Source organism: Gordonia sp. NPDC062954, assembly GCF_044543825.1.
GTDB lineage: Bacteria > Actinomycetota > Actinomycetes > Mycobacteriales > Mycobacteriaceae > Gordonia > Gordonia tangerina.
The window spans coordinates 1-19542 of record NZ_JBITWL010000033.1 but is presented as its reverse complement, the minus strand read 5'-3'; the positions used below and the strand labels follow the sequence as shown (position 1 = coordinate 19542).

Below are 19542 nucleotides of genomic sequence, written 5' to 3'. Positions count from 1 at the left end.
CCCTGAGGAGCGAGGCGCTAGCCGAGTGTCACGAAGGGCCCTTCGTGACAGTTCTCCGCTAGCGCTCCGAACCTCCTCAGGGATCGGTGGTGGGCCTCCGCTGGCGCTCCGAGCCTCCTCAGGGATCGGTGGTGGGGGTGGTTGGTCGTGCAGGTCTTCACCCCGCTCCCTGAGGAGCGAGGCGCTAGCCGAGTGTCACGAAGGGCCCTTCGTGACAGTTCTCCGCTAGCGCTCCGAACCTCCTCAGGGATCGGTGGTGGGCCCCCGCAAGCTCCGGGCTTCCTCCGGGATCGGGGGTGAGCGCGACCGCGTGGAGAATTTATTCAACAAGCGTTGACCTCCGTCGTCGCAGGTCATACGCTCGCTGCATGCGCGCAATGATTCTCAAGGAGTTTCGCGAACTGCGGCGCGACCGCCGCACGCTGGCCATGCTGATCGTCTTGCCGTTGCTTCTGCTGGTGATCTTCGGCTACGCGGCCAACTTCTACGTGTCCTCGGTGGAGACCGCGGTGGTCGGGCCGTCGGCCGAACGAGCGGCGACTGCGTTGCCGTCCTACTTCGAGGTCACCGAGACCAACACCGCCGACGGGGTCTCGCAGGCGCAGGACATGCTGCGCGAGAACAAGGTCGACGTGGTGGTGGTGACCGGAAACCCGGGGTCGCAACCCACCGCCTACGTCGACGGGTCCAACCTGTTCGCAGCGCAGTCGACGGTGTCGATCCTGAACAAACTCGGTGGACAGGTCCGGACCGAGGTGATGTTCAATCCGGACCTCAAGACGTCGTGGGTGATGGTCCCGGCCATCATCGGCCTCATCTTGACCTTCATCGGCACGATCATCACAAGCATCGGATTGGTCCGCGAGCGCGAAGCGGGCACGCTCGAACAACTCGCGGTGATGCCCATCGCGCCGAGCCAGGTGATCCTGGGCAAGATCGTGCCCTACTTCATCCTCGCCGCGATCGACATGACCGTGGTGACCGTGCTGGGCATGCTCCTGTTCGACGTCCCGTTCAACGGCAATGTGCTCGTCTTCGCCCTCGGCGCCGGGATCTTCCTGTTCGTCGTCCTCGGACTCGGCGTGATGATCTCCACCATCTCCCAGACCACCGGCCAGGCCATCCAGACGGCCTTCTTCTTCCTGTTGCCACAGATATTGTTGTCCGGCATGATCTTTCCGCTCGACGCAATGGCGGCGGGAGTTCGATGGATCGGCTATCTGCTGCCACTGACCTACTTCACGATGATCTCGCAGGGTGTGATGCTGCGCGGCGCCCCGATCGAGTCGCTGTGGCTGCCCTTGGTGGTGCTCGCCGTCATGGCGATCGTGGTGTTCACCGCCGCAACCCTGCGGTTCCGACGTGATCTGGCTCCCGACGTGAGGAGACAATCGTCGCCGGGGCGAGGGACCGCGGCGGAACCCTCGGGTGCGGACGTCGCATGATCGCGGCGCGGTCGGTGACGGTGGCCTTCGGTGCGACGACGGCACTCGACGACGTGACCGTGGCGGTGGCACCGGGGCAGGTGGTGGCGCTCGTCGGTGGCGACGGCGCCGGAAAGACCACGCTGCTGCGCACACTTGTGGGCGAGGTCGCTCCGGACCGCGGGGTCGTGGCGGCGCCGGACAAGCATCAGATCGGCTATCTGTCCGCGGGCCCGGGCAGCTGGGCGGCCCTGACGGTTCGCCAGAATCTCGACTTCGTCGGCGGCATATACGGATTGACCGGCGATGAGCTCGTCGACCGGCGGGAGGACCTCATCGACCGGGCAGGCCTCCGGGTCGCCGCCGATCGCTTGGCGTCAGCTCTGTCCGGGGGGATGCGCCGCAAACTCGGCGCGGCGATGGCCATGCTGCATCACCCGGAGTTGCTGGTGCTCGACGAACCGAGTACCGGAGTCGATCCGGTGAGCCGTATCGACCTCTGGCGGATGATCTCCGAGGCGGCAGCCGCCGGTGCCGCCGTACTGATGTCGACGACGTACCTCGACGAGGCGGAGCGCGCGGGTGAACTGGTTGTCCTCGACCGGGGCCGGGTCCTGACCACCGGGTCCTACGACGATGTCCGTGGAGGTTTCACCGGCACGATCACGGCGTCGACGACGCCGACACGTCCGGAATGGTCGTGGCGGCGAGGACGTCAGCGGCGCGAGTACTGGCCCGACGGCGATCCCGCAACCGACGCCGACGTGATTGCGCCGGATCTGGAGGACATCGTCATCGCGCTGTCGATGACGCGACGGCATCAGGAGGCGCCGACATGACATCGGACGAGGTTCTCCGTGCGCGTTCGGCAACCCGACGATTCGGTGATTTCACCGCTGTCGATGCGGTGTCGATGGCGGTGCGCCCGGGTGAGGTCGTGGGCCTCCTGGGCGCCAACGGGGCGGGCAAGACGACCCTGATTCGGCTGCTGCTGGGATTGCTGGCCCCCACCGACGGGGCCGTCGAACTCCTCGGTGGTCCACCGGATCGCTCCCACCGAGCGCGGATGGGGTACGTGCCACAAAATCTCGGCCTCTACCGCGACCTCACGCTGGCGGAGAACCTGGCGTTCAGCGCGGGGGCCTACAACTGCGCAGTTCCAGACCTGCCCGCGGCGCTGCGCGACGTGCGGGACACCCTGGTCGGTGACCTGGCGTTGGGTGCGCAGCGGCAGGCGGCGTTCGTGGTGGCCTTGGCGCATCGGCCGGAGGCGCTGGTTCTCGACGAGCCGACCTCCGGTGTGGACGCGCTGGCCCGGGCCGAACTGTGGGACACCATCCGCGCGCAGGCCGACCGCGGCGTGGGGGTCCTGGTCACCACCCACTACATGGAGGAAGCGCAGCACTGCGACCGCCTGTTGCTGATGGCCGGCGGCGCACTCGTCGCATCGGGAAGCGAACACGACATCATCGGCGACACCCGCGCGGTGGCGGTGCATACGGCCGACTGGGCCCGCACATTCGCGGTGCTCAACGATGCAGACATACCGGTGATTTTGGACGGCACGGCGATTCGGGTGCCCGACACGGATCCGGCGATGATCGCCTCGGCGTTGTCCGAGGCCGGGGTCGACGCCGAGATCAAGCCGGTCCCCGCCACCATCGAGGAACGGATGCTGGTCCTGGCCAGGTCCCGATGACGTCGGCACGCGGCCGTGGACGGCCCAAACTCGATCGGACCGTCGACAACCGCGAGCAGATCCTGACCACGGCGCGAGAAATGTTCTCCGAAAGCGGATTCGAGCGGACCACGATGCGGGCCATCGGGCGGCGTGCGGGAGTGGACCCGGCGCTCATCCACCACTATTTCGGCACCAAGAACGACCTGCTCGTGGCGGCGTTGCGACCCGAGGTGGATGTGGCCACCGTGTTCGCCGGAATCGCCGACACCGACGCCACGGTGGGATGCGAGTTCGTGTATCGGGTCGTCGACTTCTGGGAGCGAGATCCCCAACAGCGGGCACGGGCGGTCGCGCTGTTGCGGATCGCGGTGACCCATGACCAGGTCGCCGATCGGCTGCGGGAGTTCTTTCTCGGCGTGGCGACCGGAGTGCTCGGCGAGTTCGTGTCCGCTGATGAGCGCGGGCAGCGCGTGGCCATGGTGATGTCGCAGATGCTCGGGTTGCTGATGGCGCGGTATGTGATGCGAGTGCCGGCAATCGCCGACGCGGCCGCATCGGATCTGAGTCGCTGGGCGGGCCCCACCATCGACCGGTACCTGTTCGGCGACATCACGAACCCATCGGACCGACGGTGAGATACGGGTTGCGTCATCCCGGCATCCGGCGTGTCTGTACCCGCATGCGGGAGAGTAGACATATGAAACTGTCGCGCACACGATCCGTCGTGCTGGTGGTCGGCGTCGTCGCGGTGGTGGTCGTGGTCAACCTTGTCGCCCATGGTGCGTCGGGTACGGCTGCGGTGCTGGTGGTGCCTGGCGCGGCCGTGGTGCTGGTGCTCGGTGCCCGGATGGCGGGGCTGGACTGGCGCGAGATGGGTCTGAGCCGATCCGAACTACGTGCCGGGATTCCCTATGCCGTCGGCGCCGTGGTGGCGGTGTTCGCGATCGTCTCTGTGGCCGTCGCGATCCCGGCCACCCGACAGTTCTTTCTGTCCGACCGCTTCGACAGCGCATCCGCGGCCGCCTTTGCCGCCCTGGTGACGATCCCGCTGCAGACGGTGCTGCCCGAAGAGTTGATCTTCCGGGGCGTGTTGCAGGGCAGCCTCGCCCGGTTGTTCGGCGTGCGGTGGACACTCACGCTGGGCGCGATCGCATTCGGTTTGTGGCATGTGACGTCGTCCCTGGGTCTGACCGCCGGCAACGAGGGACTCAGCGGCGTGCTCGGTTCCGGGACGGTCGGTCAGATCGCGGGTGTGCTCGGTGCCGTGGCGGCCACGACGGCTGCGGGATTCGTGTTCGGATGGCTACGGCATCGGACGACGAGTCTGCTCGCACCGGTCGCGCTGCATTGGGCACTGAACGCGACCGGCGCGGTCGGCGCCGCGGTCGCCTGGCATCTGCCCTCCTGACGGTCGCGGGATCAGGTGGTGCCGAAGATCCGGTCCCCGGCGTCCCCGATGCCGGGCACGATGTAACCGTTCTCGTCGAGTTCCCGGTCGACGGCGGCGGTGAAGATCCGCACATCCGGATGTGCGGCCTGCAGGGTCTCGATTCCCTGCGGACACGTCAGCAGGCAGACGAATTTGATCGATCGCGGCGAGTACTCCTTGATGCGGTCCACCGCTGCGACCGCCGAATGTCCGGTTGCCAGCATGGGATCCACGATCACCACATCGCGCTCGGCGAGGTCGCCGGGCATCTTGAAGTAGTATTCGACGGCGATGTGGGTCTTCGGGTCCCGGTAGAGCCCGATGTGTCCGACCCGAGCGCCCGGCACCACGGTCAGCATGCCGTCGACGATCCCCGTACCGGCTCGCAGGATCGACGCGAACACCACCTTCTTGCCGTCGATGACGTTGGCGGTCATGGTCTCCAACGGGGTGTCGATGGAGATCGGGTGCATGGGGATGTCGTGCAGCACCTCATAGGCCATCAAGGTGGAGATCTCGGTCAGCAGTCGACGGAAGTCGTTGGTGGAGGTGTCCTTCCGTCTCAGCAGGGTGAGTTTGTGCTGCACCAGCGGGTGGTCGATCAGAACCACGTCGTCCATGTCACGTCCTTCGGGTCAGAAAACGGTGCCGTCACTGGCGATGTCGAGGGGCGGAAGTCCGGAGCGGAGGGTGCCGGCCAGCTCGCGACCGGCTGCCCAGGTGCCACCTTCGAGTACACAGGCCAGCGGCAGGCGGCCTTCGTCGACCCCTAGTTCGTTGCGGACCAGCGCTGCGAGTTCGTCGATCAGGGTGATGGTCAGCGCTCGCCATTCGACGACGAGTTCGTCGCCGACGTCCCGTCGACGATGGGCGTCGGCCGGATCCCGCAGCCGGAGCACCCCGGTGTCGAGCAACAGTCCGCCGTTGCGGTACTCGGGCAACGCCGTCAGGTCGGCCACCCCGCGGACACGGTGGCCGGACCACTCGAAGGGTTCGAGCAGCGAGTACGTCAACCATTGACTCAACTTGTGAAACGGCATCCATCCGGCCGTCGATCCCTGCCCTCGCACCGCATCGTGTCGCCAGCAGTCGCCGACTGGGACACCGTCGATCTCGTTGCCCGACAACCAGATACCGGATGTGGTCGCCAACAGCAGCGAAAGAATGTCGTGCGCCTCGACGTCCCCGGCGGCCGCGCCGATCACCGCGTCGTAGAGGTGGCCGGGCCGCGGCTGTTCGCCGAACACGTCGGGATGTGCGGTCATCGCGGTTGCGAGCCGGCGGAGCAACTCGACGCGCCCGTCGAGCCCGACCAGGGGGTTGTCCGCATCCACCTGGAATGCGTGGGCGAGGTCGGCGACGGTCAACCTGGACAGGCCGATCGCGTCGACGCGCAGCGGGTGGTCGGGGTCACCGGAGAACACACCATCGACGAAGGCATGCCACCCGGCCACCGCCAGGCCCTCTGATCGACCGATTCGCAGCCCGGAGGTGACTTCGAGATACGACCAGTCGGGGCCGGCGCCCGCGTCGAGCAAGACACTGACGACGGCGAGATCGATGAGGGCGCGTGCCTGCTCGGCAGGGTCGTCGCCGAGTCGGGCCCGCAGCATCGCGGTCCGGTCGACTCCGCCGGCCTCGAAATGTCGCCATCGGCTGTGGAACGGGATGTCGAGGTCGGGATATCTGACCCGGGTGACCTCCGCGACCCGGGCGGCCGCCGCAGGCAGTGCGGTGTCGTCGACCACGAACCACGACGACTCGCCGCGGCGCGCGCGTTCGGTCAGTTGTCCGGCGCGGTCGCGGATGGCACGCGTGGACCGCAGCGCTGCGGGGCAGCGGGGCGAGTCGGCGGCGGCGTGCGGCCCACCGGCGCGCCCGGGGGTGTCGACGCTCATGTGTCCAACCCTCGCCCCTTGGCCTTGCCGAGTTCGGTGGCATTCGGGACCGCGCCGGGGGTGAAGTAGCCGGCGGCCATCTTCGCGTCGATCTCCACCTGCGCGTCGGCGGGAATCAGTTCGTCGGGGATGTTGACCCGTTCGCCGACCTCGATCCCCGATCCGGTGATGGCGTCGTATTTCATGTTGCTCATCGACACCAGCCGGTGGATCTTGCGGATGCCGAGCCAGTGCAGAACGTCGGGCATCAGTTCCTGGAAGCGCATGTCCTGAACGCCGGCTACGCACTCCGTCCGCGCGAAATACTGTTCGGCGGTGTCTCCGCCGACCTGCCGTTTGCGTGCGTTGTAGACGAGGAATTTGGTCACCTCGCCGAGTGCTCGACCTTCCTTGCGGGAGTAGGAGACCAGCCCGACGCCGCCGCGCTGCGCACCGAGGATGCATTCCTCGATCGCGTGGGTGAGGTACGGCCGGCAGGTGCAAATGTCGGAACCGAAGACGTCCGAACCGTTGCACTCGTCGTGCACCCGTGCGGTGAGCTCCACATCGGGATCGGCAAGGTCTGCCGGCCGGCCGAAGATGTAGACGGTCTGCCCGCCGATGGGCGGCAGGAAGACGTCGAGATCGGAGCGGGTGACCAATTCGGGGTACATCCCACCGGTCTCCTCGAACAGCACGCGACGGAGATCGGCTTCCGTGCAACCGAATCGACGCGCGACGCCGGGAAGGTGCCAGACCGGTTCGACGGCGGCCTTGGTGACGAGCGCGGCACCGGTGTCGAGCAGATATCGACCATCCGGCTGTAACCGGCCCTTGGCGATCGCGTCGGCGATCTCGGGCAGGATGACGTGCGCCTTGGTGATCGCGATCGTCGGTCGGATGTCGTGTCCGGCGGCGAGATGGTCGGCGAAGACGTCGGCGGTGACCGCACCCCACGGGTCGAGGCTGACGATGCACTCCGGATCCGACCATTGCGGGTACGGGCCGACGGCGTCGGTGGGTGCGGTGTCGGTGAGGTCGGCGCGGTGCTCGCGCGACAACGCGCCGGCGGCGACGGCAAGGGCGCGGTAGACGCTGTAGGAACCGCTGTGCGTACCGATCACGTTGCGGTGGGACCGACGCGACGTGGTGCCCACGACCGGCCCGCGGTCTGCGGCGGTGGCCGCCCCCCAGCGGATCGGGAGTGCGTCGAGACCACCGCTGTGGGAGGTCAATCGGATGTGGCCGCCGGCGACGGACGGCCCGACGGCATCCGGACTCAGATCTGCGGTCATCGTCGCTCCTGTCCGTCCGCGGCTGATTCGGCGGCTGCCGATTCGTCTGGCCGCTCCCCGCGGAACCGAATCCTCGGCGCCGAGTGGAAAGCGCCAGCATAGCGATTGGCGGGAACAGATGCTGGACGAGAAAGGTAACGGATTCCCTACGACAGGGGATGGGTCGTCAGCGCCGCCGGTGCACCGAAACGGCGTAGTCGGCGCTGTCGGCGTCGAACGGCTCGCGGTCCCAGGTGGACCAGCGCGCATGGAGATCGAAGCCGTTGCGCGCCGCGAGCCGATCGTAGTCGGCCAGCGTCAGACGGTCATCGCGCAGACTGAAGCCGGCGACCAGTAATCCACCCGGTGTGAGGCGCTCCGCGAGCTGGGCCAGCACGGCGTCCTCCGTACCCGGATCGACGAAAATCATCACATTCCCGGCGAGCAGCGCCAGATCGAATTCGCTGTCGACGTGGTGATCGAGAGTGGTGAGGTCTGCCAGCACCCAGGCCACGTCGGGGCCGTTCCGGCGTGCGGTCGCGAGCATGGTGTCGTCGGCGTCGACGCCGACCACCGCGAAACCTCGTCGACGCAGCTCCAACGCCACGCGTCCGGTCCCGCAGCCCGCGTCCAGCACGCGTTGGCCACCGTGGTCGTGCAACAGCGTTTCGACGAGGTCGGCCTCGCCGTGGATGTTCTGCCCGGTGGCCGCCAGGTGTTGCCAGCGTTCGTCGTAGTCGTCGCCCTTGGGGGCCTGCGTATCGTCCCATCGTGTGGCCACCAGCCCATGGTGGCACAGGCTCGGCGCATCGAACGGCACGCATCCGGCGGCGCGGGGTGGTTGGTACGCAAGTGAGGCAGACGAGGGGAGCAGATGGACGTCTACGAGGCGATCGCACGGCGCCGTGATGTGCGCAGCGAGTTCAGCGGCGCGGTGATCGACGAGCCGCGGTTGTGGCGGGTGCTGGCCGCGGCGCATGCCGCGCCGAGCGTCGGCAACACCCAACCGTGGGACTTCGTGGTGATCCAGGATCGCGCGGTGTTGTCGCGGTTCTCCGAACATGTCGCCGGGTGCCGGGAGGATTTCGCACAGTCGCTGCCGGCTGATCGTGCGGCCACCTTCGGGCCCATCGTGGTCGAGGGCATCGAGCAAGCCGGGACCGGTGTGGTGGTGACCTATCGGTCGGATCGGGGTGGTCAGCACGTGCTCGGCCGGCACACCATCGACGAAACCGGGCGGCTGTCGGTGGGATTGGCGATTCAGAACCTCTGGCTGGCGGCCACCGCCGAGGGCCTGGGAGTCGGGTGGGTCTCGTTCTACCAGGAGAACTTCCTTCGCGACCTGATCGGAGTGCCGGAGTCGACGGACGTGGTCGCCTGGCTGTGCCTGGGCCCGGTCACACAGCTGCAGACGGTTCCGGACCTCGAACGGTTCGGATGGCGGACCCGGCGCCCGCTGGCCGAGGCGGTCCATCGGGAGGGCTTCCGGTGAGACAGATGCTGCCCTCCGGCGAGGCCGGAGGGCAGCATCGTCACCGCTCAGATGCGACTCAGACGTCGTACCGGTCGAGGTTCATCACCTTGTCCCACGCGGCGACGAAGTCCGTGACGAACTTCTCCGTCGCGTCGTCCTCGGCATAGACCTCGGCAAGCGCACGCAGCTGGGAGTTCGCGCCGAACACGAGGTCGGCACGGGTACCGGTCCACCGGGTCGCGCCACTCTCGCGGTCCTTGCCGACGTAGGTCCCGTCGTCGGCCGGCGATGCCGACCAGTCGGTGCTCATGTCGAGCACGTTGACGAAGAAGTCGTTGGTCAGACGACCCGGCGTCTCGGTGAGCACTCCGAGCGACGAACCCTTGTACGTGGCGCCGAGCACCCGCAGACCGCCGACGAGCACGGTCATCTCGGGAGCCGACAGCGTCAGCAGGTTCGCGCGGTCCAGCAGCCGGTATTCCGCGGGCATCTCGCTGGCCTTGCCCTCGTAGTTGCGGAAACCGTCGGCCTTGGGCTCCAGGTAGGCGAAGGACTCCTCGTCGGTCATCTCCTGGGTCGCATCGGTACGGCCCGGGGTGAACGGAACCGTGATGTCCACACCGGCATCCTTGGCGGCCTTCTCCACGCCGGCCACGCCACCGAGCACCACCAGGTCTGCGAACGACACCTTGGCGCCCGCCTCGGCGTTGAAGCCCTCCTGGAGTCGCTCGAGAGTGCTGATCACCTGCGCGAGTTCCTCGGGCTCGTTGGCCTCCCAGCCGACCTGCGGCTGCAGGCGGATGCGACCGCCGTTGGCGCCGCCGCGGAAGTCGCTGCCGCGGAACGACGATGCCGACTTCCACGCCGTCGACACGAGCTGCGCGACGCTCAACCCCGAATCGAGGAGCTGGGCCTTGAGGGAGTCGATATCCGCGTCGGACAGGGTCGGTCCCTCCTGCGCGGGCACGTTGTCCTGCCAGAGGTAGGTCTCCGACGGAACCAACGGGCCGCGGTAGCGGATGGCCGGACCCATGTCGCGGTGCAGCAGCTTGAACCAGGCCTTGGCGAACTCGTCGGCGAGCTCCTCCGGGTGCTCGAGCCACCGGCGGGTGATCTTCTCGAAGCCCGGATCCATCCGCATCGACAGGTCGGTGGTCAGCATCGACGGGTGGGTCGTACCGTCGCCGAACGCGTTCGGGACGGTTCCGTCGCCCGCCGAGTCCTTCGGCCGCCACTGGTTGGCGCCGGCCGGGCTCTTGAAGAGCTCCCACTCATAGCCGTAGAGGATCTCCAGGAAGCTGTTGTCCCACGCGGTCGGGGTGTTGGTCCAGGTGACCTCGAGACCGCTGGTGATCGCGTCGGGACCGACACCGCTGCCCTGCGGATTGACCCAGCCCAGACCCATCTGCTCGATCGGCGCGGCCTCCGGCTCGGGTCCGACGAGTTCGGCGTCACCGTTGCCGTGGGTCTTGCCGAAGGTGTGTCCACCGACGATCAGGGCCGCGGTCTCGACGTCGTTCATCGCCATCCGGTTGAAGGTCTCGCGGATGTCGACAGCGGCCGCCAACGGATCCGGATTGCCGTTGGGCCCTTCCGGATTGACATAGATGAGGCCCATCTGGACGGCGGCGAGCGGATTCTCCAGGTCGCGCTGACCGCTGTAGCGGCTGTCACCGAGCCACTCGGCCTCCGGTCCCCAGTAGACCTCCTCGGGTTCCCACTCGTCCTGGCGGCCGAAGGCGAAGCCTGCGGTCTTGAAGCCCATGGACTCCAGCGCGACGTTGCCGGCCAGCACCAACAGGTCGGCCCACGAGATCGCCTTTCCGTACTTCTTCTTCACTGGCCACAGCAGACGGCGGGCCTTGTCCAGGCTGGCGTTGTCGGGCCAGCTGTTGAGCGGTGCGAAACGCTGCATGCCCGAACCGGCGCCACCACGACCGTCCTCGACGCGGTAGGTGCCGGCAGCGTGCCACGACATGCGGATGAACAGCGGGCCATAGTGACCGAAGTCGGCAGGCCACCACGACTGCGAGGTCTTCATCACGTCCACGAGGTCGGCCTTGAGGGCGTCGACGTCGAGGGTCTGCAGCGCGGCTTCGTAGTCGTACCCGGTGTCGAGCGGGTTGACGACGTCCGGGTTGTGCGCGAGCAACTTCAGGTTGAGCTGGTTGGGCCACCAGTCCCGGTTTCCGCCACCCTCGACCGGCGGCTTGATGCGCATCGGGCAGCCCTTGTCGGCCGCCTCGGTGTTGGCTTCTGCGATCGGCGGATGCTCTGTGGCGTGGGCGGGGTTTTCCTCAGTCACGACAAACCTTTCAGGAGAGAGTGATTCGGGCTGTGATCACGGCTGTGACCCCGAAGCAGGAGCGGCTGCGCAGTCGGCGCAGAGTCCCCAGTAGATGACCTCGGCCTCGTCGAGAATGAAGCCGTGGTGTTCCGACGGAGTGAGGCACGGAGCCTCCCCGACGGCGCAATCGACGTCGCCGATGATCCCGCAGGACCGGCAGATGACGTGATGATGGTTGTCGCCGACCCGTGACTCGTAGCGAGCGACGTGACCGGACGGTTGGATTCGCCGCACCAGGCCTGCGGTTGTCAACGCGCGCAGCACGTCGTACACCGCCTGACGCGACACATCCGGCAGTCCGGTACGAACTGCGCCGACGATCGTGTCGGTGTCGGCGTGGGGATGTGCGCACACCGCATCGAGAACGGCGATGCGCGGGCGGGTGACCCGCAAATCGGCTTCACGCAAACGTCTTACGTGATCTGTCTGTGATGGCACGAGACCATCATGCCGCTTTTCTGGACTGAGTCAAGTTTTTGCCGGGAGATGTCTCGAATTGAGACGTCAGCTCAGGGTGTCCCCGGATTCGATGCGGAATCCCACCTTCAGCGTCACCTGCGTGTGCGCGATGGCACCGTCGACGATGTGTCCGCGTGTGCTGACGACCTCGAACCATTCCACGTTCCGGGTGGTCTGGGTGACCCGAGCGATCGCATTGGCGATGGCCGCGTCTGTGCCGTCCGAAGAGGACCCGACTACCTCGATGACTCGATACGTGTGATCACTCATGGGCCGATACTCCCACGTCGTCGGCCACTCGACCGTGGGTTTCGGGAGACCCATGCGCCCGATGTTTGTGGTGATGACCCCGGTCAGCGCGCGACGTAGCCGTCGTCGAGTCTCTCGACGACGCCGTGGCCGATCAATCGTTCGAGGTGTAGCTGCGCGGTGCGTCGCTCGACGGCATCGACGAACGGCAATTCGACATGCGGGCGATAGACCAGCCGGTGCCGCACGATGTCGTCGAGAGTTCTGGGTCGGTCCAGAAATGCCACGAGGCGGTCCTCGCGGCGGCCGATGACCTGCGCATAGTCGGAGAGGCGCCGGCAGAACTCGGCGGCGCCGTCGATGACACCTTTCTGATGAAAGGTCCCGTACCATCGTGCGTCGATCGAGCCCACCACATCGATCGAACGAAGGTAGGCTTCCACGCTGCTGCCGACGTCGCCGTACATCGGGCCGAACGACGTCAGGTCGATGTCGGCCACATAGAGAAATCCCGTGGGCTCCACCAGGACACCGCAGTGGCCGGCGGTGTGCCCGGGCAGGTGGATCACGGTGGCGGTCACCCCACCGAGGTCGAACCGATGTTCGTCGTCGACGCCCACCGCCTCGGGGAATCCGGTGGGCAGGTGGAACTCGTCACCGATCTGCTCGGCGACCGCGACCTTCTCGGCCGCGGTCAGGCCGTATCCGTCGAGCAACACCTCCAGAGATCGGACGGCGTCGACGTCGGCGCGATGACAGTGGGTGCGGGCGGTGAAATGGCGCAGTCCCGCGAGGTGGTCCTCGTGGGCGTGACTGATCATCACCGCATCGGCGCCGACCGGATCGTGATCGATCTCCAGCGACGGATCGATCACGAGCGTGGCCTCCGAACCCTGGACGACCACGGAATTGCCGTACGGATAGGCGCCGCCGTGCCTGGAGGTCAACACCGTGACATCGCCATAGTGAGATGCGCCAAAGGCCCGGTCGTTCGCCATCTCCGCTTCGTACCGTCGCGACCTCGGGGTTGTCAATGAGTCGACGGTTGGTTCCGTCCGATCTTGCGGCGTTGCACCGGAATCATGCGATTCCGGTGTCGTTGCCGTAGCGTGCGAAGGCAGTGCCACGCGCGGTGTCGCTCGAGACCGTGGCGTTGTCCGGCGGCGTGGCGGTGACCGACGAGGGTTAGGTCGGGAGTGCATTCACCCATCAGTCGCAGGGGATCTGCTGGTGACGACCGGGTTGGCCGCGGTGGTCGCGGCGATCTCGCGAGGGTCGGCGGCCACGGCCGCACCACCGGACGGTTACACCGACCTGCCGCCGCTCGCGCGGCAGGTGCTCGGCGGTCTGCGGGCCTCATCTCGTGACGCCTTGCGCGGGGTCGCCGTGATGGTGATGCCCGGCGACGACCCCTATTCGGCACGGCAGGGCGTCAGCGCGCGCGGCGGTGGAGCCATGACCGACGGCGCGGCCGACGAGTTCATCGGTTTGATCGACCGCTTCCTGCCCCAGGGAGACCAACTCGTCCGGCCCGTCGCGGTGGCGTTGTCGGTGACGCTTGCCGATCTGGGCGCCGGCTCGGTACCGCTGCCGGGTACGCAGGCCGCCGACGCGGTCGACCGCGGGCTCGGGATCGCCGACAACGACCGCACCTTCCCGCTGTCCCTGTTGGCGGGACTCGTGGTGGATGTGGCCGCAGTCCTGGCCGGGGCGCCGTTCGTCGGACCATTCGCCTCACCGTTCGCCAACGCCGACTACCGAACCAAATGTCGCACTTTCGAATTGATCGAGCGTCCGCTCGCCGATCTCGCCGCGATCTTCGACGACGCACTGCCCCCAACCGCTGCGCGGGTCGGCCGCCGGAGTGCTGAGGTTCGTCGGCGGGATCCTCCTCGACGGATCGGCATTCACCGTCTGGAGTGAGCACCGCCTCTACGACCAGTCCGCGGGCCGCCTCGTCAAACGCCCGCTCGCCTGGGATATCAGCCGCTACCGGACCGAGGGGCTGGTGAACGGCCACGACGATTTCATCGGCTACTACCAGGGATTCGAGGAGTTCTGATCTGTGCGTGACGTGATCGTGATCGGCGCGGGTGGCGGCGGGCCCGTCGTCGCCGCCGAACTCGCCGGCCAAGGCCTCGACGTCCTGCTTCTGGAAGGCGGCCCGCGACAGGCCAATCCGGAAAGTCAGTGGTCACACCTGGAGTTCGACGCCAACGACCCCACCGCCGGGTTTCTGCGGTTCGGGCCCGCGGACCGCAGCAAGGCAGGGTGGTATCGCGAGTGGGCACAGAACAGCTTCGTCTGGGAACTGGCCGGAGTCGGCGGCACCACCCAACACTTCTTCGGTAACAGTCCACGACCCTATCCGGGGGTGTTCGCGGATTATCGCGGGGCCGACGCCGCCCGGTACGACACGGCACACCGTTTTCCGTTCGGCTACCGGGAGCTGGTGCCCTATCTGGAATGGGTCGAGGAGACCCTTCCGGTCAAGCCCGCGCCGATGGGCACCAAGGAGGCGCTCTTCTTCCGGGGATGCGAGGGGCTGGGGCTGCCGTTGCAGAGATCCCGGGACACCACCCGCGCTTCCTTTCGCCCGCAACCGAATTGCATCCTGCACCCGGGCGGTACGGCCGGTAGAACGTCGGAGTCTCACCTTCTCGTCCACCCGCAGGCCAGTGGCTGCACCTTCTGTGGTCACTGTTTCCAGGGCTGCTACCAACCGGCGCGAGCGCCGCGGAACCTCTTCGCCCGCCGATCGACCGACAACAGTTATGTCCCGCTCGCGCTCGCCGCCGACGTGGTACGACCGGGCGGCCGAGCGGTCGAACTCAAGACCGACTGCTTCGTGGTGCAGATCCACTCCGAGGAGCGGAGCGCCCGTCGCCGCGCCACGGGTGTCACCTGGCGCGACAACGCGACCGGTGCCGAGTCACGGGAGGACGCCCGGGTCGTGGTGCTCGCCGCCGGTGCCACCGAGAGTCCGCGACTGTGGTTCAACAGTGGCTTGCCGAACCCGAATGACTGGGTGGGACGTGGCCACACCGATCATTGGTTCGACTGGGTCGTCGGACTGTTCGACGAGGACACCGGCAATACGCGGGGAGCGAACTCGTGTGCCCGGGTCGAGTTGCCGGGCTACGGGTGTCTGGAGAACTCCGGTGTCACTCCCGCGATCCAGGCATTCACGATGACCCTGTCCAACAGCGGGATCCGGGGTCAGTACACCAACGGGCGAGGGATGCGGGGGGCCTGGGACGGACCGACCGGTCGTCTTGCCGGTGACGAACTGCGCGAGTTCATGTCGCACGGCATCGATCCGATGCTGAACATCCTGTGCATCACCGACGACCATGTGGAGCCGGAGTGTCGGATCGTCCCCTCGGCGATGCCCGCCGACTCGAACGGAGCGGTCGCGAAGATCGACATCGACATCCGCAAACGATCGGCGCCGACACGACGCAACCGCGAATTCGTCGCGACCAAGGCGGCACACCTGCTGCGCAAGGCCGGAGCGCGAACCGTCTACCGATTGGACTGGGCTCCATTGCTGCTGCATGTGCATTCGTCGATGCGGATGGGGGATTCGGCCACCAATTCGGTGGCCCGGTCCAGCGGGGAAGCGAGGTTCGTCGACCGGCTGTTCATCGCCGACAACTCGGTCCTGGCCAACTCACTCGGCGGGCCCAACCCCACGCTCACCACCCAGGCGATCGCCACCCGAACCGCCGAGAAGATCATGACCACCTACTTCGGCGGCGACCCGTGGGTGGCGTCGGGCGCGCCGGTGGTCACCACCGACGATCGGATCACCCGACGGATGGTCGAACTGGGCCTCTGACTGACGTCGCCGCCACACGTCGAGTGCAGATCGGGCTGACTCAGTCGGTGACGGTGGACAGATCGGCCACGAGGTCGAACACCGGGTCGTCGGGTCCGATGTCATAGGTGCACTCGTCGGGGCGCGGGTCGGGCACGAATGCCCAGAACAGCGCGGTCGCAGTGCCTGCAGCGCGCTGCCCGCTGACCTTCGTCCGGAAGTCCGCCGCACGTTGCGCGAGGCTTCCACACGAGCCGGCACCTTGGCCGATCTCGTTGACCGCCACCGGTTTGCCGAGCACCGCGCCCTGGCGAATACGCTCGGCCAGACCGTTCCACTGGTCGCCGGGCAAGGGCACCCCGTCCGAGCCGTAGTCGTGGTAGTCCAGCACACCGAGATGTCGCGAACCACCCACATACTCGTACTGCGGTCCCGCCGTGCCACATTGTCCGCCGCCGGCCAGGCCTGACCAGATCAGCCCGGCCCGATGGATGCGATGCAACACCGCACCGGCCGTGTCGAAGAAGTGGCGCAGCACCAGCGCCGCATCCGGTGGGCAGATACGGCTCTGCCACCGACAGGCCGTGTCACCGCAGATACTGGATTCGGGTTCGCCGACCATCTCCCAGCCGGCCAGCGCCGGACTGCTCTTCCATCGACTCACGGCCGTTCGCATCCACTGTTCGAAGGTCAGCCCGCCGGCCGCGACCTGTGCGCGCCACCCCGATGCGTACCAGTCGTGATCCTTGAACTCGCCACTCTCGCAAGCGCCCTCACCGGAGGACAAGACCGGGATCACCATCTGGTCGTGTCGAGTCGCCGCAGCGAACACGGCATCCATCGGGGCGAAATCGAGTTCCCCGGTGTTCTTGTTCACCGCGAGTTGCGCGAACAGGTCGAACCGGGTCAGGGAATGTGGTGGCAATGCGGCGAAGTAGGCGTCGAGATCGACCATCGCGCCGCAGCCGCTGTTGACCGACCAGTCGGTGGCGAGTTGGTAGGCGTCGAGACCGGAGGGCCACCACGGGCGGCCATCGAGGCGCAAGCCGTCCGCGGTCGCGGTGACCCGGTTGGCCGGCGCGCCGAGGGCCGCTGTGGGAAGACTCCAGCCCACGATCAGCAGCGCCAACACGCCCGTCAGACAGAACCGCCGGGTGAGCCGCCTCAGTGACATGTACCCGCCTCCTCGTCGCACGCGTTGTCCAGGCCAACTATCGCTGAAACCGGAGGTCCGGCGTTGCGAAACGACGAGGGTCACCCGGCGGGCCCACCTGGGTCGCCGCGTCAGGCGGCGCGGGTGCGCAATCGTGCTGCGTACATCGAGATCCCGGTGGAGATGATCAGGACGAAGATCGTGGCCAGGCACACACCGGTGACCGTTGGAGTCTCACCGCCGGAGGTCGCGATGATGCCGATCAGTGCCCAGATCACCGTCAGGGGATAGCCGATCAGCACGCCACCGAGGAAGAGGGTGATGATCGTGGCGAAGACCGCGGCCACCAGGAGCACGACGATCTGCCACCCCACAGCGTCGGCGTCGGCACCCGCGTCGGCCGCATCCGACGCCCAGTTCTGGAACACCGCAGCGGTGGCCCAGCCGGCGTAGATGCCGACCAGTACCCGGGTGAGAGTGGCACGCCACGCCGGGGTTTCGGGGTCTCGCGGACCTGCAACCAGCCGTGCGGCGTCGACGAGGGCCACGGTCATGATTGTCAACACGATCGAGGTGACCCACTGCCATTCGGCTGCCGAGAACAGGATCCAGACTGCGGCGCCGAAGAACGCGACGGAGACGTCGGCGGTGACGCGGGCCGGCGCGTCGGTGCCGGTGGACCGCGTCAGCACGACCATCCCGGCGAACACCAGCGACAACAGATAGATGACACTCCAGATCGAAAAGGTGTACCCGGCGGGGGTGATCAGCAGGTCGACCGTCGACTCGTTGGGAGAGGCGCCGACACCCGCGAACGGGACCACGGGAGCCAGGATCTGGGCGATCGCACCTGCGACCGCGAGAATGGACAGAGAGGTGTTCACTCGCGTTGTTGCACCCATGGCGCCCAGGGTAGGGGACATCGGCTGCCGCCCTGCCTGTGCCCGAGCCGGCCGATGCGGTACTGATGAGGTGTGCGCGTGAAAGCGAAGTGATGACCGGGCCGCCGGGACCGTTCCTGGCCCCCGAGACGGAGATCGGCCGATGACCATCGACGAGGTGACCGACGAACTGTACGGGCTGCCGCCCGGAGATTTCGTCGCGCGGCGCACTGCGCTCGCCCGTGCGGCGAAGGCCGCCGGTGACCGCGGGTTGGCGCAACAGATCACTTCGCTACGACGGCCCACCCAGGTCGCCTGGGCGATCAACCAGTGGGTGCGCACCGATCCCGATGGGGTCACCGCGTTGCTCGACCTGGCGGCCGACCTGCTTGCGGCGCAGCGCCGGTCCTCGGCAGATCGGTTGCGTGAGTTGGCCGGCCGTCGACAGGCACTGATCGCCGAATGTGTGGCATCGATCCAGCGCGACACTCGGGACCAGGGAGTCACGCTGTCGGACAACGCGATCCGTGAAGTGGGACAGTCGCTGCGTGCCGCGGTCGCCGACGACGAGGTCGCCGAGTTGCTGCGGCGCGGGAGTCTGGTCACCGCAGCCGAATACAGCGGCTTCGGGCCAGCGGGGGTCTTCCTGGTACCCGACGCCGCCGACGAACCGGGCGCCGACCGCGCCGACCGCACTGCCCCCGATGCTGCGAAATCGGCGAGCGCAACCGCCGAGGCCGAAGATCTGCGGCGGGCGCGTCAGGCCCTCGCGGAGGCCGAGGAGATCGAACGGTCGGCCACTGCTGCCGTCACCGAACGTGACGAAGAAGTGGCCGCAGCCCGCGCACATGTCGACAACCTCACCGCGGAGCGCGACCGACTGCGAGCCGAGCTCGAACAGCGCGACGACGAGTTACGTTTCGCGGTGCGCCAGGTCGACGCGGCCGAGGAGCAGTCCCGGCTGGCCACCGCCTCTCTCGACAGTGCCCGCGACGCGCTCGCTGCTGCCCGCAACGAGCTGGCGCGGTGCGAGACCGACAGTTAACCATCGGCTGGCGCCTCGCTCCTCAGGGACCAGGTTGGGCTCGGCGCCACAGAAGTACGGGAATCCGCCACCGTTCCCTAGAGGGAGCAAGTTGGCTCCGTGCCACGAACGCACGCGAACCCGCCACCGCTCCCTGAGGAGGCCCGGAGCTTGCGGAGGGCCGTCACGAAGGGCCCTTCGTGACGCTCGGCTAGCGCCTCGCTCCTCAGGGAGCACGTTGGGCTCCGCGCCACAGACGCACGGGAACCCGCCACCGCTCCCTGAGGAGGCCCGGAGCTTGCGGAGGGCCGTCACGAAGGGCCCTTCGTGACGCTCGGCTAGCGCCTCGCTCCTCAGCCTGAATCCGTGGATGGGTTGTCGGGCGGGTGGGGTTGTGGTGTATGAATGCCTGGTTGTGTTGTGGGCGTGAGGCATTCACTGACCTGCGTC

20 protein-coding genes are annotated in these 19542 nt (G+C 67.3%); 10 read left to right on the top strand and 10 right to left on the bottom strand.

The genetic code is table 11. The features are described 5' to 3' along the window. Positions 1 to 368: 368 nt before the first annotated feature. The 5 genes from ACIGKQ_RS22800 (at position 369) to ACIGKQ_RS22780 (ending at position 4513) form a co-directional block, all read left to right on the top strand. Complete coding sequence (locus ACIGKQ_RS22800; RefSeq protein ID WP_235724184.1) at positions 369 to 1445, top strand: ABC transporter permease; 1077 nt, start codon at positions 369 to 371, stop codon at positions 1443 to 1445. After that, entirely contained in the window at positions 1442 to 2263 is an 822-nt protein-coding gene (locus ACIGKQ_RS22795; RefSeq protein ID WP_235724183.1) for an ABC transporter ATP-binding protein, read from the top strand. Before ACIGKQ_RS22800 ends, ACIGKQ_RS22795 begins: the two co-directional genes overlap by 4 nt. Next, on the top strand, positions 2260 to 3123 hold the full coding sequence (locus ACIGKQ_RS22790) for an ABC transporter ATP-binding protein (protein ID WP_235724182.1): 864 nt from the start codon (positions 2260 to 2262) through the stop codon (positions 3121 to 3123). Before ACIGKQ_RS22795 ends, ACIGKQ_RS22790 begins: the two co-directional genes overlap by 4 nt. Then, entirely contained in the window at positions 3120 to 3740 is a 621-nt protein-coding gene (locus ACIGKQ_RS22785) for a TetR family transcriptional regulator (RefSeq protein WP_235724181.1), read from the top strand. Before ACIGKQ_RS22790 ends, ACIGKQ_RS22785 begins: the two co-directional genes overlap by 4 nt. 62 nt (positions 3741 to 3802) lie before the next feature. After that, positions 3803 to 4513 (top strand): CPBP family intramembrane glutamic endopeptidase, encoded by a 711-nt coding sequence (locus ACIGKQ_RS22780; RefSeq protein WP_235724180.1) that lies wholly within the window; start codon positions 3803 to 3805, stop codon positions 4511 to 4513. Between the two features lie 11 nt (positions 4514 to 4524). Here the strand turns inward: ACIGKQ_RS22780 and upp are convergent, their stop codons facing one another. The 4 genes from upp to ACIGKQ_RS22760 form a co-directional block, all read right to left on the bottom strand. Continuing rightward, a complete protein-coding gene (gene upp, locus ACIGKQ_RS22775; RefSeq protein ID WP_235724179.1) occupies positions 4525 to 5154 on the bottom strand; it encodes a uracil phosphoribosyltransferase in 630 nt (209 codons plus the stop codon). Between the two features lie 15 nt (positions 5155 to 5169). Further along, a complete protein-coding gene (locus ACIGKQ_RS22770) occupies positions 5170 to 6432 on the bottom strand; it encodes a URC4/urg3 family protein (RefSeq protein WP_235724178.1) in 1263 nt (420 codons plus the stop codon). Beyond that, on the bottom strand, positions 6429 to 7706 hold the full coding sequence (locus ACIGKQ_RS22765) for a GTP cyclohydrolase II (protein WP_235724177.1): 1278 nt from the start codon (positions 7704 to 7706) through the stop codon (positions 6429 to 6431). The genes ACIGKQ_RS22770 and ACIGKQ_RS22765 overlap by 4 nt, the downstream gene beginning before the upstream one ends. Positions 7707 to 7872: 166 nt before the next feature. Then, positions 7873 to 8466 (bottom strand): class I SAM-dependent methyltransferase, encoded by a 594-nt coding sequence (locus ACIGKQ_RS22760; RefSeq protein WP_235724176.1) that lies wholly within the window; start codon positions 8464 to 8466, stop codon positions 7873 to 7875. Between the two features lie 93 nt (positions 8467 to 8559). Between ACIGKQ_RS22760 and bluB the strand changes: the two genes are divergently transcribed. Continuing rightward, entirely contained in the window at positions 8560 to 9177 is a 618-nt protein-coding gene (bluB, locus tag ACIGKQ_RS22755) for a 5,6-dimethylbenzimidazole synthase (protein ID WP_235724175.1), read from the top strand. A 58-nt stretch (positions 9178 to 9235) separates the two neighbouring features. Here the strand turns inward: bluB and katG are convergent, their stop codons facing one another. From katG to ACIGKQ_RS22735, 4 genes are all read right to left on the bottom strand, one after another. Further along, a complete protein-coding gene (gene katG / locus ACIGKQ_RS22750; protein WP_235724174.1) occupies positions 9236 to 11464 on the bottom strand; it encodes a catalase/peroxidase HPI in 2229 nt (742 codons plus the stop codon). Between the two features lie 36 nt (positions 11465 to 11500). Then, positions 11501 to 11944 carry a Fur family transcriptional regulator gene (locus ACIGKQ_RS22745; protein ID WP_235724173.1) on the bottom strand — a complete coding sequence of 148 codons (444 nt, stop codon included), beginning with the start codon at positions 11942 to 11944 and terminating at the stop codon, positions 11501 to 11503. Positions 11945 to 12010: 66 nt separating this feature from the next. Next, complete coding sequence (locus ACIGKQ_RS22740) at positions 12011 to 12235, bottom strand: dodecin (RefSeq protein ID WP_235724172.1); 225 nt, start codon at positions 12233 to 12235, stop codon at positions 12011 to 12013. A gap of 83 nt (positions 12236 to 12318) precedes the next feature. Then, positions 12319 to 13212 (bottom strand): MBL fold metallo-hydrolase, encoded by an 894-nt coding sequence (locus tag ACIGKQ_RS22735; protein WP_235724171.1) that lies wholly within the window; start codon positions 13210 to 13212, stop codon positions 12319 to 12321. A gap of 232 nt (positions 13213 to 13444) precedes the next feature. Here ACIGKQ_RS22735 and ACIGKQ_RS22730 point away from each other — a divergent pair, with 232 nt between their 5' ends. The 3 genes from ACIGKQ_RS22730 to ACIGKQ_RS22720 are packed head-to-tail and all read left to right on the top strand — an operon-like array spanning position 13445 to position 16055. Next, positions 13445 to 14137: a hypothetical protein gene (locus ACIGKQ_RS22730; RefSeq protein WP_235724170.1), complete on the top strand. Its 693-nt coding sequence runs from the start codon at positions 13445 to 13447 to the stop codon at positions 14135 to 14137. Then, the gene (locus tag ACIGKQ_RS22725) at positions 14079 to 14276 is read left to right on the top strand and encodes a hypothetical protein (RefSeq protein WP_235724169.1); all 198 of its coding nucleotides are present in this window, start codon (positions 14079 to 14081) and stop codon (positions 14274 to 14276) included. The genes ACIGKQ_RS22730 and ACIGKQ_RS22725 overlap by 59 nt, the downstream gene beginning before the upstream one ends. A gap of 3 nt (positions 14277 to 14279) precedes the next feature. Next, the gene (locus ACIGKQ_RS22720) at positions 14280 to 16055 is read left to right on the top strand and encodes a GMC family oxidoreductase N-terminal domain-containing protein (RefSeq protein WP_235724168.1); all 1776 of its coding nucleotides are present in this window, start codon (positions 14280 to 14282) and stop codon (positions 16053 to 16055) included. A 40-nt stretch (positions 16056 to 16095) separates the two neighbouring features. Here the strand turns inward: ACIGKQ_RS22720 and ACIGKQ_RS22715 are convergent, their stop codons facing one another. Continuing rightward, a complete protein-coding gene (locus ACIGKQ_RS22715; protein WP_235724167.1) occupies positions 16096 to 17208 on the bottom strand; it encodes a beta-mannosidase in 1113 nt (370 codons plus the stop codon). 110 nt (positions 17209 to 17318) lie between these two features. Then, a complete protein-coding gene (locus tag ACIGKQ_RS22710; protein ID WP_235724166.1) occupies positions 17319 to 18089 on the bottom strand; it encodes an MFS transporter in 771 nt (256 codons plus the stop codon). A 142-nt stretch (positions 18090 to 18231) separates the two neighbouring features. On the opposite strand from ACIGKQ_RS22710, the gene ACIGKQ_RS22705 reads away from it, so the two are divergent. Beyond that, entirely contained in the window at positions 18232 to 19113 is an 882-nt protein-coding gene (locus ACIGKQ_RS22705) for a hypothetical protein (protein ID WP_235724165.1), read from the top strand. The last annotated feature ends 429 nt before the right edge of the window (positions 19114 to 19542 follow it).